Annotated in this window: 10 protein-coding genes; 9 read left to right on the top strand and 1 reads right to left on the bottom strand. The window is 34.5% G+C overall.

All coding sequences use genetic code 11. From position 1 onward, the window contains the following. Positions 1 to 41: 41 nt before the first annotated feature. The 8 genes from ACLTBU_RS04475 to ACLTBU_RS04440 all read left to right on the top strand — a co-directional run bounded on the left by ACLTBU_RS04475 (position 42) and on the right by ACLTBU_RS04440 (position 9471). Positions 42 to 581 carry a Holliday junction resolvase RecU gene (locus ACLTBU_RS04475; RefSeq protein ID WP_177671148.1) on the top strand — a complete coding sequence of 180 codons (540 nt, stop codon included), beginning with the start codon at positions 42 to 44 and terminating at the stop codon, positions 579 to 581. A 39-nt stretch (positions 582 to 620) separates the two neighbouring features. Further along, on the top strand, positions 621 to 1823 hold the full coding sequence (locus tag ACLTBU_RS04470; RefSeq protein ID WP_412217826.1) for a glycosyl hydrolase: 1203 nt from the start codon (positions 621 to 623) through the stop codon (positions 1821 to 1823). Positions 1824 to 1904: 81 nt separating this feature from the next. After that, complete coding sequence (locus ACLTBU_RS04465; protein WP_249331179.1) at positions 1905 to 3827, top strand: PrkA family serine protein kinase; 1923 nt, start codon at positions 1905 to 1907, stop codon at positions 3825 to 3827. 9 nt (positions 3828 to 3836) lie between these two features. Then, positions 3837 to 5012: a sporulation protein YhbH gene (gene yhbH, locus ACLTBU_RS04460; protein WP_177671145.1), complete on the top strand. Its 1176-nt coding sequence runs from the start codon at positions 3837 to 3839 to the stop codon at positions 5010 to 5012. Beyond that, positions 5012 to 6292 (top strand): SpoVR family protein, encoded by a 1281-nt coding sequence (locus ACLTBU_RS04455; protein ID WP_177671144.1) that lies wholly within the window; start codon positions 5012 to 5014, stop codon positions 6290 to 6292. Before yhbH ends, ACLTBU_RS04455 begins: the two co-directional genes overlap by 1 nt. A gap of 146 nt (positions 6293 to 6438) precedes the next feature. Then, entirely contained in the window at positions 6439 to 7239 is an 801-nt protein-coding gene (locus ACLTBU_RS04450; RefSeq protein WP_320650847.1) for an MBL fold metallo-hydrolase, read from the top strand. A 36-nt stretch (positions 7240 to 7275) separates the two neighbouring features. Next, entirely contained in the window at positions 7276 to 7872 is a 597-nt protein-coding gene (locus ACLTBU_RS04445) for a zinc dependent phospholipase C family protein (protein WP_412217822.1), read from the top strand. Positions 7873 to 7986: 114 nt separating this feature from the next. Beyond that, positions 7987 to 9471 carry a hypothetical protein gene (locus ACLTBU_RS04440; RefSeq protein WP_412217819.1) on the top strand — a complete coding sequence of 495 codons (1485 nt, stop codon included), beginning with the start codon at positions 7987 to 7989 and terminating at the stop codon, positions 9469 to 9471. Here ACLTBU_RS04440 and pepF read toward each other — a convergent pair. Beyond that, a complete protein-coding gene (gene pepF / locus ACLTBU_RS04435; protein WP_412217816.1) occupies positions 9468 to 11261 on the bottom strand; it encodes an oligoendopeptidase F in 1794 nt (597 codons plus the stop codon). The two genes, ACLTBU_RS04440 and pepF, sit on opposite strands and share 4 nt — an antisense overlap. Positions 11262 to 11399: 138 nt before the next feature. Here pepF and ACLTBU_RS04430 point away from each other — a divergent pair, with 138 nt between their 5' ends. After that, positions 11400 to 12200, top strand: coding sequence for a M55 family metallopeptidase (locus ACLTBU_RS04430; RefSeq protein WP_177671139.1), 801 nt, complete (start codon positions 11400 to 11402; stop codon positions 12198 to 12200). Positions 12201 to 12215 lie beyond the last annotated feature (15 nt).

Genomic DNA, 12215 nt, shown 5'->3' with positions numbered 1-12215 from the left:
TTTACCAAATAATTACAAAAAATCAAGAAAAGAGGAAACAAATGGGATATTGGAATACACGTGGTCTTAGGGGAAGCGTTCTAGAAGAAACGATTAATCTAACAAATGATCTTTATAGAGAAAAAAATTTGGCTTTAATTCAGAAGGTTCCTACGCCCATTAAGCCTATTAATATTGATAAGGGAAAAGGTGTTATTACACTGGCTTATTTTGACCAAAAAAGTACAGTTGACTACATAGGGGTAGCACAAGGGGTTCCACTCTGTTTTGATGCGAAAGAGACTACAAAAGAATCTCTGCCGCTAGCTAATATTCATCTCCATCAAATTACCTTTATGGAAGACTTTGTGAAGCAAGGGGGTGAGGCCTTCCTTATTGTGTACTTTAAAAAATACGATCGTTATTTCCTATTTATGATAGATGAAGTACGTAAATACTATGATGCATCAGTAAGTGGAGGACGTAAGTCTATTCCCTATACAGCTTTTCAAGATAATATGGAGATTTTTATAGAAGGGGGCCTATATCTGAATTATTTAAAGCCTTTATCCAGGTATATTGCATCTAAAAGAAGTATATAAAATTGAAAAGCTGTCCATAATCCTTATGAGGTGAGAAAGATGAAGAAAACACTCATAGGGATTTTTTTAATGACTGCTTTTTTAACAGGGTGTGCCAATCAGGTAGTGAGTGAGCCTGAATTGACTACGGAAGCTTTAATGGAGCTAGACGTTACAGAAAAATTAGTAGACTTATATCTACCTAAACAAATAGATTATAGCAAGCTAGAGCCAGCAGACGGCATTTATATCGGTGCTTATGTAGAGGATAATATTGAACTTGATTATAGTATGACGCAGTTTGAACAAGTGACAGGGCAAAAGCATGCTATTCGTGTCATGCAGTATAGGACTGCTTCAGATGTAACGAGTAGGCAAATGTTAGAATGTCTGGCAGATAAGCAAGTACCTTATATTAAAGTACTCCCAACTAAGGACTATGATATTAATCCTATTTATCATATGATTAGCAATATTAAGACACGTTATAGTATGCCTGTGTTTATTGAGCTTTATCCAGTAGATAGTTCTGTGAAGGATCCTTCGAATTATAAGAATTATTATGAAAGAGCCTATAAGCTCATTAAAAGGTATTTGCCAGAGTCAGTAGTCGTATGGAGTATTAGTGCAGACTCAGTTTATGACTGTATGACTTATTATCCTGGAGACCACATGGTAGATTGGGTAGGGCTTAATGTGTATATACCAAGATATCAAAATGGTAAGCGTTATGAATTCTCTTTAGGGGATGGGCTAGACTTTTGGTATAAAAACTTTCAGACTAGTAAGCCTATGATGCTCTCTGGAATTGCAGTCTCTCATTTTTCACGTGTAGATCATACGTATAAAGTAGGAGAAGCTACTGAAACTTTAAATTACTTTTATGATACGATTCCAAAGATTTACCCAAGAATTAAGGGCATGCTTTATATTGATGTAGATATGAAGGAAGTAGCGAGTAGCGGAAAGGATGATTACCGTATCTCTAGCCAAGCTGAGTTAGTGAATGCCTATCATGGGTTACTTCAATCCGATAGATTTTTGCATGAAGTCGAGGAAGAGACACCTGTAAGTGGAACGGAGCAGATGAAGTATACAGTCCCTGTTTTACAAATAGAAGATGAGAAATATATAGAAAAGGGCTATGTACGTACACTGTTTAATACAATTGATACAAGAGGAGTTCCTTATATTGATTATTTAGACGGCAATAGATATTTCAGTATAGAAAATTTACTCGAAACTTACAATATGCAGTTTTAATTTTTTAATCATGGAAAAGTAGTTTAAGCCATATATTTGATATAAGTAAGTTTATACACTTTTAAAGGAGTGATTAAATATATGGTAGATTTTTCTAAGATGATTTTAAACGATAGGCAGTCAAGGAAAGTTGAACATTTTGAAGGAACTTTTCTTGACTACTTACATATTTTATATGAACATCCAGAACTTTATAAGCTGGCGCATAAACGTATTTATGATTTAATAGTAGATCAAGGGGTTGAGTTCGTTAAAACGGAAGAAAATCCTAGACTAAGAAGAATCTATGGAAAGGATACTCTTAAACGCTATCATTTCTTTAAAGACAATTTCTTTGGCATTGATAAGACTTTGATGAAGATTGTAAGGTATTTACATTCTGCGGCTATGCAAGGAGAAGAAGCAAGGCAGGTGCTCTACCTAGTAGGACCAGTAGGTGCAGGAAAATCTTCTTTAATTGATAGTATTAAGAACTTAGTAGAAAATAGTGAGCCAATCTATGCACTAGAAGGTTGCCCTATGAGAGAAGAGCCACTTCATCTTATTCCTAAACACAGTCGTAAAGCATTTGAAGATATTTTAGGAGTAAAAATTGAAGGAGACTTATGTCCTGTATGTCGATACCGCTTAATTCATGAGTTTAAAGGAGAATATGAAAGATTTCCAGTAAGTCAAACAGATTATTCCATTCGTTCACGTAAAGGAATAGGTGTTGTGCCACCTGTTGATCCTAATAATCAAGATACGTCTGTATTAGTTGGTTCAGTCGATATTTCAAAAATGGACTTATATCCAGAGGATGACCCACGTGTACTTTCTTTAAATGGTGCTTTTAATGTAGGAAATAGGGGATTAGTAGAATTCATTGAAGTTTTCAAAAATGATGTGGAGTATCTCCATACGATGATTACAGCTACCCAGGAGAAAAATATCCCTTCACCAGGTAAAGGGGCTATGATTTATTTTGATGGTGTGATTTTAGCCCATTCTAATGAAGCGGAGTGGAATAAGTTTAAATCTGATCATACTAACGAAGCTATTCTAGACCGTATTGTTAAGGTAGAAGTGCCTTATTGCTTAGAATTAGATGAAGAAGTGAAGATTTATCGTAAGATGCTTAAAAGTTCTAATTTTGAAGCGCATATTGCACCGCACACACTTGAGATTGCTTCTATGTTTGCTATTTTAACAAGACTTGGCCCATCTGCAAAGGTTGATCCTATGACTAAGCTTAAAATTTATAATGGAGAAGAAATTATTGAAAAAGGAACAACAAAACGTATCGATATTATGGAACTAAAAGATGAAGCTGAAAGAGAAGGTATGTCAGGTATTTCAACAAGATTTATTTCTAAAGCTCTTGATACAGCTTTATCAGAGTCTGAATATGACTGTATTAACCCTATCGGCCTAATGGAAGTACTCTTAAAAGAAATTAAAGAAATGGCTGTATCGGATGAACTTAAAAAACGTTATTTAGGATTTTTGCAGGATACGATTAAAAAAGAATATCATAAGATGTTAGAAAAAGAAGTCACGAAAGCCTTTATTCATGGTTACAAAGAACAGGCTCAAGATTTGTTTAATAACTATTTAGACCATGCAGAGGCTTATGTGAATAAAACAAAGCTAAAAGACAGCAGTACAGGAGAAGAGTTAACACCTGATGAAGTATTCATGCGTTCTATAGAAGAGCAGATTGGTGTAACACAAAGTGGTGCTAAAGGCTTTAGACAAGATGTAACAGCCTATATGTTCTCAGTTATTCGTAATGGTACAAGTGTAGATTATACATCTTATGAACCCCTTAAAGAAGCAATAGAAAAGAAACTTACAGCGTCTGTAAGAGAACTTTCTCGTATTATTACAAAGAGTAAGGTAAGAGATAAAGAGCAAAATGAGAAGTATGATGCAATGGTTGAAGAAATGAAGAATAATGGTTACTGTGACCACTGTTGTAACGTTATTTTGAAATATGCTGCCAATAACCTTTGGAAAGACTAGGTGATGCACATGGCTATTTTTAAAGAGTTTCAACCGAATAGCAGAGATAGGAGTGTAGAAGATAGACGCAGGCATAAAGAATTAGTAGAAAAGAGTATTAAAGAGAATATAGGCAGCATTATTTCTGAAGAAAGTATTATTGGACAGACTAAAAATAAGAAGATTAAAATTCCTATTAAAGGGGTTAAAGAATATTATTTTAGATATGGTAAGAATCAGCAAAATATTGGGGCTGGAACAGGAAAGGAAGAAAAAGGAAAACGTGTAGCTAAAGGAGATGAAAGTGGTCAGAATCAAGGGGCAGGCAATGCAGAAGGTGAAGACATCTATGAAACAGAAATTACCATAGATGAGGCCATTCATTATTTGTTTGAAGATCTTGATTTGCCCTATCTAGAGCAAAAGAAATTTAAAGAAATAGAATCAGAGGCGAGTAGTAAAAAATGGGGTATTCAGCAAAAGGGGATCCCTCCCCGCCTTTCTAAAAAACATACTATGATGGCTAAAATCAAGAGGGAGAAGTGCTTGCAGCGTGCAGCACATGAGCTTGGTCTTGAGGTTACTAATGAGAGAATACCTTTTCATGAAGATGATCTGAAATATTTTAGAAGAAAGATTAAGATGCAAAGGGATTCTAATGCTGTTGTTATTTGTATCATGGATACCTCTGGCTCTATGGGACATACGAAGAAGTACCTAGCAAGAAGTTTTTATTTCCTTCTTTATCAATTCTTAAAGGTTAAATACATTAATGTAGAGATTGTCTTTATTGCACATACCACTACAGCTAAGGAAGTAACAGAAGATGACTTTTTCCATCGAGGAGAAAGTGGAGGGACTTATATTAGTAGTGGCTATCAAAAAGCACTAGACGTTATCGCAGAAAAATACCCTCCAGACAGCTGGAATATTTATGCTTTTCATTGTAGTGATGGAGATAACTGGGGAGAAGATAATGAACAGGCAGTAGTATTGGCTAATGAACTGTGTGATGTATGTAATCTCTTTGGGTATGGTGAAATTAAAATTAGTACTTATACGAGTACTATTATGAATAAATATATGGAAGAAGTAAAGAAAACGAATTTTTCAGCTGTTAGAATCTTCAAGAAGGAAGACGTGTGGAAAGCCTTTATGGATATGCTGAAAATTGAGAAGCGAACAAGTGAAGATGGGGGTGCGTAATGAACTATTCTTTGAAGGAGTTAATGGACTATAATACCCAGATAGAAGAAATTGCTCAAAGAATAGGCCTTGACTATTATGAGCAGGAGTTTGAGGTTATTAGTTTTGAAGATATGATTTGCTATGAAGCTTATGTAGGGATGCCCTCTCATTATCCACATTGGAGTTATGGGAAAAATTACGAGCGCATTAAGACACTTTATCAGTATAACTTGACAGGGCTCCCTTATGAGATGGTTATTAATTCCGATCCTTGTATTGCCTACTTAATGAAAGATAATAGTTTAGTATTACAAATACTGACTATGGCTCATGTGTATGGGCATAACGACTTTTTTAAGAATAACCGTCTTTTCAAAGAGTATACAAGGGCTAATTTAACGATTGACATGTTTAAAAACCATGCCAATCGTATCAGAGAATATATTCAAGATCCCAGCATAGGTTATGAAGAAGTGGAACGTATATTGGATGCGGCGCACTCTATTAAATATCATTGTGGTGCCTTCTGCCAGCTGACTACTAATTTTGAAGAGAAAATAGAATATCCCTATGAGAACCTGTTAGAATTCTTATGGAGAGAAGGGGAGCTTAATGAGTGGCAAAAAGACATCTTACTCATTGTTATGGAGGAAAGTAGATACTTTACCCCACAAATTGAAACTAAAATTATGAATGAGGGATGGGCAAGTTTTTGGCACTATCATATTGTTAATGAATTAGGACTCTCTTCCGGTATGCAAATTGAATTTTTGAAACATCATAATAATGTTATTTGTAGTGTACCCGGTAGACTTAATCCTTATTTTATAGGGTTTCAAATTTGGGAAGACCTTTATGAAAAGTATGACCATAGTTTTAAGGAACTTGCACGTATTAGAAGCGTGGAAAGAGATGCGTCTTTTATTCGTAATTATTTAACTTATGACCTTGCTAATACAGCTAACCTTTTTGAATTTGAAGAAGAAGAGCGCTATTATGTAATTACAGAAGTATCTAATGAAGATGGCTGGAGGCAGGTACGTAATACACTTGCTAATAATGTAGGAGTAGGTAGTATTCCTAATATTATTGTAGAAGATATGCAGCGTGGTGATCATACACTCATTCTCAGACATATTTATGATGGGCGTGAACTTCAGCTTTCTTATGCTACGGAAACACTTAAACATATTCAAGCTCTTTGGGGTGGTAAAGTCATTCTAAAGACATATCTTACAGGATTTGAACGTAAGGTGATTTGTAGTGAGGATAAAAAAGTACTTATTGAAAATAATTAATAAAGAGGCAAAAAGCTGGATGAGTCAAGGTTTATCCAGTTTTTTGCCCTCTATTTTTTGAGTGAGCTAAACGTATACGAATAGGGGTGAATATGATAAACTACATATATGTAACAAAATAAGCGTGACTAAAATGGAGGACTGAAATGGAATTTTATTTATGTCCCATTGCAAGTGGGAGTAGTGGAAACTGTACATATCTACATGCTGATGAACAAAGATTACTGATAGATGTTGGTGTAAGTGGGAAACGTGTAACAGAAGGACTTACCGAAATTGATATTGATCCTACTACACTAAAAGGTATTCTCATTACACATGAACATAGTGATCATATCAAAGGTGTAGGTATTATAAGTCGTAAATATGACTTACCTATTTATGCAACAAAACCTACTTGGGAGCGTATGGAAAGTGCTCAAATGCTTGGTAAAGTCAAAGAACATAATCAAAGAATTATCTCTAAAGATGAGCCTATTTACTTTGGAGAGTTAATGGTAACACCTTATAGCATTTATCACGACTCTGTAGATCCTGTAGGCTATGTATTTGAGTATATGGGTAAAAAAATGGTTCTTGCAACAGATATGGGAAAAGTGGACAGGAAAATAGTAGAGCGTTTTTATAATGCAGATGGTATACTCCTTGAGTTTAATCATGATGTGAATATGGTAGAAGTAGGAAGTTATCCTTTTCCACTTAAACAACGTATATTAGGCGACTATGGGCACTTAAATAATGAGCTTGCAGCAAAAGTACTGGCTCATATTTATCATCCAAACTTAAAATGGGCAATACTTGGGCATCTTAGCAACGAGAACAATCTTCCAGATTTAGCGTATTTAAGTGCTAAAAATGCTCTACTAGAGAAACAGATAGAAATAGGAAAAGACTTACAGGTTACGGTTGCTAATCGCTATAATCTTACACCTATTCATAGAGTTTAAAGAGCATATTATAACAAAGGAAAAGAGGTTAGGTAATTGAAAGTTAAGACACATCAAGTTATAGCTCATACAGCGTATGAACTTGTTAAGGCGTATCTTCCTATAACTTTTAATGAAAAAGCAATCAGTTTAGGGGCAGGAATGCCTGACCTAGCACCACATAGAAGATTCAAAGCACATAATATAAAAATTGCAGCAAAAGAATGGGAGTCTTTTACAGAATTTGTGCATAAGAGACGTTATACTATTTGGCTTATATCTTATGCGGCAGGCATTATGAGTCATTATATTAGTGATACCTTTTGCTATGCGCATAACTTTCATGATTTATCTTTAAGACAGCATCGTAAGTATGAGGTTTATATGCATCGTCATATTAGAGACCTTACTCAGCATTTTGATATTAGTCTTATCTTTAAAAAATGGAATGAGCTTAGAAAAAAAGGAATAGATGCTTATATCTATATGGAAAATGAAAGTTATAAAGCGGAAATAGCAAATTGTCATACCATGCATGAGCGCATGGAATTAGATGTAAACAAGGCAGTGCTTAATAGTGCTGTATGGATGTTAGAAATTGCTTTCGTGCTTTACCCAACCTTTATTGAAGGCGTAGCAACTAAATATACTTAATCGAAATACCCTGATTCGTTTATAGAACGAGTCAGGGTATTTTTTATGTTCTTTTTACATAAACTTAGCAGATAAGTTAAACTAATAAAAGGTAAATGATGGGATGAATCATGTATGCAAGATAGTATTATAAGTACTCACGTATTTTATCTTCCTTTTTCATGGGAACTTAAAAATATTAGTGGAAGACAGGTACTTAAAGGACATAAACATGAAAAAACAAAGGACAGAATTCCCTTAGAAGGATGGAAGGATAGGGTATTTAAAGCTTTAACAGATGAAAGTTATAATGAATATGTATACTTTTATAAGCCAGCCTTTCAGATGCTTTATGATGTAGAAGGCAAGAGTATGGTTTATAACTATGAAAAACAGGGAATAGAGAAAGAAAGCTTTATTCAGATTAAAGTAGGAGAAAAGACATATAAGACAGTACTGAGAAACATGGAGCTTAGGCTATATAAAAATGGTATAGGACTTTTAAGCTTTAAATGTCTTAATAAAGAATATGGTAATCCAGAAGATATTATAGCTATTAATAGCTTAAGTAAGAGCGTCTATCCTTATAAGCTTCCCCTTGAAAATGCGCATAAAGACTTATTTCCTAAAGAGGTCATTATTCATTTTAATGCGCATGAAGAGATAGTAGAAAAGTTCGAAAAAGACTATAAGCAAGCACCTATGTGTATTTGTGACATGATTAGGAAAGTATTAGGACCAAGTTTTATCTTTGACTATAAGTTTCTAGAAAAAGGTAAGCTTTTTGTAGAGCCCTTATTTGGCAATCGTATGTTTGCTTTATGTATGTATCAAAATCCTAGTTTTCTTAGAGATGTTAAAAATAAGGTAGTTTCTAAACGCTTTTTAAATAGTTTTATTTTATTTAGTAAAAAAGAGAAGCTACTAGAAGGCGCAACTTATTTAGATTTACCTAAAGTCGTTTATGGGATTAGTAGATTTTCTTTAGTTTGTATGATGGAGTCTAATAAAGAAAGCAAGCTTTATAATCAGCTTGTGATTTTAGCACTTATGCAGAAAGCTTCATTGCTTCATTTTGGTAATCAGATTGCTTTTATTGCAGATCTACCTAAAAACGAATTGGTATCTGCTATAGGGAATTTATATGAAATTTATATTCAGTTTATCAGTCAAATGCGCTTTAATGAGGTAACAGTAGATGTACAAGGAAGCTATATTTATAATGAACTTTTAAGGCAGTTAAGTATTGAAAGAGGCGTGAAAGAACTGGATTTTGAAATGCAGGAAATTCATGAATATGCTACTTTAATTGATAAGGCACAATCTAAAGGGAAAATGGATTTTTTGACTATTATAGGTACAGCACTTGTTATCCCCACTTTTGTAACAGGCTTTTTTGGAATGAATATTCTACAAGAGCAGTTTATGGATTGGTGGAAGCATAGTGAGATTATGCTTTGGTTTAATGGTTATGTCATGTTACCTGTATTAGCTGTGTTACTTATATATAGTTTTTGGACTAAAAAAAGCAGAAAGTCCATGGTAACACGGAACATTCTGCTTGGTTTATTTGTTATAAGCTTCTATATTCTTATAAGATGGGGATGCGGTATTGGTTAAAGACTACGCATTTCCTCAATAAGATTTTCAAAGACTTTAAGTGCTGCTTCAATAGGTGCTGGTGTGCTCATATCTACACCGGCATCTTTTAGCAGGTCGATAGGGTCTTTAGAAGAACCACCGCTTAAGAAGTTTTTGTAACGTTTAACAGCTTCTTCACCTTCGCTTAAGATGCTTTCAGATAAAGCAATAGCTGCAGAGTAGCCTGTTGCATATTGGTAAACATAGAATGGTGTATAGAAGTGAGGAATACGTGCCCATTCCATAGCAATTTCCCTATCTACTACCATATGATCACCATGATATTTTTTAACAAGGGCATAGTAAGTGTCAGATAAAGTTTGGCTTGTTAAAGTAACACCTTCCATATGCATGTCATAAACCATTTTTTCAAATTCAGCAAACATAGTTTGGCGGTAGATGGTTGTTCTGAACTGTTCCATAAAGTAGTTTACAAGGTATTTACGGAATGCTTCATCTGTTGTTGTTTTAAGAAGGTATTGCATAAGAAGCGCTTCATTTACGGTAGAAGCAACTTCAGCTACAAAGATACAGTAGTCTGCATATGGATACGGTTGAGTATGAGAAGAAAGATAACTATGCATTGCATGACCTATCTCATGTGCTAAAGTAAAGAGATTGTTTACATTATTTGTATAGTTCATAAGAACATAAGGATGTGGTGCATCGAAGCAGCCCCATGAATAAGCACCGCTACGTTTTCCTTCATTTTCATACTTGTCTACCCAGCGATTTTCGAAAGCTTCTTTTACAAGAGCAGTGTAGTCTTCACCAAGTGGTTTAAGGGCTTCTAGCACAATGCTACAGGCTTCGTCATAAGTAATTTCTTTTGTAAAATCACTTACAAGTGGTACAAATAGGTCATACATATGAAGTTCATCTACACCCATGATTTCTTTACGAAGCCCCATATAACGGTGCATAAGATTCATATGTTCGCCCATTGTATGAATTAAATTATTATATACTTCAACAGGAATATTATTAGCATCTAAAGCTGCATGAAGAGGAGATTTGAAATTTCTAAGTTTAGCAAAAAGGCTGTACTGTGTCACATTAGCTGCAAAGTTAGTTCCTAATGTGTTTTTGAAGCTTGAGTACGTATGATAGACACCTTTAAAAGCTTCTTCTCTTACTCTGCGATCATGACCTTCCAAGAAGTCAATGAAGTTACCGTGAGTAATTTGGATAGGAGTACCTTGGCTATCTTGAATAATAGGGAATTTAATATCCGCATTATTGAACATAGCATAAGTATTACTTGGTGCAGTAGCAATTTCTCTGAACTGAGAAAGTACATCCTCCATTTTAGCATCTAAAATATGTTCTTTTTGACGAAGTACTTCTTCTAGACTACGTTTGTAAAGTTTAAGGGGTTCATAAGAAGCGATAAGCTTCTCTACATCCGTTTCAGTAAGTGTACTAAGTTCAGGATTTACAAAAGAAAGAGCAGTCTGGAAGTCTACAAGAAGCTTTTCGCTTTGACTTGATAAATCTTGGTAAAAACTGTTGCCACCATCTTGATGAAGACGCATATGGCTGTATACATAAATTTTTTCAACAAGCTTGCTTGCCTCATCACTTTTTTGAAGTGCTTCATATAAAACTTCTGCAGAAGAAGTGAGTTTACCTTCATATACTTTAAAACCGTCAAGAAGTGCTCTAGCCTCTTTCATACCTTCTTTTACAAGATCATCTGTTGTAAAAATATCTTCAAGGCACCATGTATCTTGAAGTGCAACATCACTACGTTTAATTAAAGTTGACATCGTTTACTCCTTTCAAAATAAAGAAATTGAATAGCTTTAGTATACTACTTTTTTACTTAAAACATAATAGAAAAATGGAAATAATTATAAACGTTTGATATACTATAAACAAAAGATACAAAAGACAGGGGGAAAGGTATGCGTTTATTTATTACTGCAGATATTGAAGGAATTACAGGCATTTCTAACTGGAATATGGCAGCCGACGTGCCACCGTATGAAGCAAAGGAACGTATGACAAAGGAAGTAGTAGCAGCATGTAAGGGAGCTATTAGTGCAGGTGCTTTGGATTTTGTTATTAAAGATGCACATGGAGAAGGTCATAACCTTTTAGGGAACTTATTGCCTAGAAATGCAAAACTTTTATCAGGATGGAGTAATCATCCTTATAATATGGTAGAAGGACTTGATGATACTTTTGATGGTATTATTTTTATTGGTTACCATAGTCAAGGCTTATCGAATACCTCTCCTCTTGCACATACATTATTTCCAAATGTAATTAGGGGGATTTATTTAAATAATCAACCAGCAAGTGAATTTACTTTATATGCTTATGTAGCTTACTTATTAAGTGTACCTATTATAGCTGTAACAGGAGATGGTGGTCTTGTACGAGAAGTAAATCAGTTTGATGATAAGATTGCAACCGTAGCTGTACAGGAAGGCTTTGGCGGGGGATTGATTAGTATTCACCCAGACCTTGCACTAGAGCGCATTGAAAAAACAGTTAAAGAGAGTCTATTAGATCTTAAGAAAGTAGGTTGGCAAAGTGATGTAAAAATACCAGAAGTCTTTAACCTAAAGATTGTTTTTAACAAGCATCAAGATGCTTACAAATATTCTTTTTATCCAGGGGCAAGACAGATAGATGAATTCACTATTTCCTATACTTCAGACAACTACATGGATATTTTAAGCCTTTTACTTTTTATATAACATATGGTAAATTGT

The organism is Zhenhengia sp. (assembly GCF_046966505.1).
Taxonomy (GTDB): Bacteria; Bacillota; Clostridia; order Lachnospirales; family Cellulosilyticaceae; genus Zhenhengia; species Zhenhengia yiwuensis.
The sequence above is the reverse complement of the archived record's forward strand: the minus strand, read 5'-3'. Positions and strand labels throughout refer to the sequence as shown.

Bases quoted from the DNA above. Each gene is read 5' to 3' on its own strand.
- ACLTBU_RS04475 (WP_177671148.1), top strand. From the start codon at position 42: ATGGGATATTGGAATACACGTGGTCTTAGGGGAAGCGTTCTAGAAGAA.
- ACLTBU_RS04470 (WP_412217826.1), top strand. From the start codon at position 621: ATGAAGAAAACACTCATAGGGATTTTTTTAATGACTGCTTTTTTAACA.
- ACLTBU_RS04465 (WP_249331179.1), top strand. From the start codon at position 1,905: ATGGTAGATTTTTCTAAGATGATTTTAAACGATAGGCAGTCAAGGAAA.
- yhbH (WP_177671145.1), top strand. From the start codon at position 3,837: ATGGCTATTTTTAAAGAGTTTCAACCGAATAGCAGAGATAGGAGTGTA.
- ACLTBU_RS04455 (WP_177671144.1), top strand. From the start codon at position 5,012: ATGAACTATTCTTTGAAGGAGTTAATGGACTATAATACCCAGATAGAA.
- ACLTBU_RS04450 (WP_320650847.1), top strand. From the start codon at position 6,439: ATGGAATTTTATTTATGTCCCATTGCAAGTGGGAGTAGTGGAAACTGT.
- ACLTBU_RS04440 (WP_412217819.1), top strand. From the start codon at position 7,987: ATGCAAGATAGTATTATAAGTACTCACGTATTTTATCTTCCTTTTTCA.
- pepF (WP_412217816.1), bottom strand. From the start codon at position 11,261: ATGTCAACTTTAATTAAACGTAGTGATGTTGCACTTCAAGATACATGG.
- ACLTBU_RS04430 (WP_177671139.1), top strand. From the start codon at position 11,400: ATGCGTTTATTTATTACTGCAGATATTGAAGGAATTACAGGCATTTCT.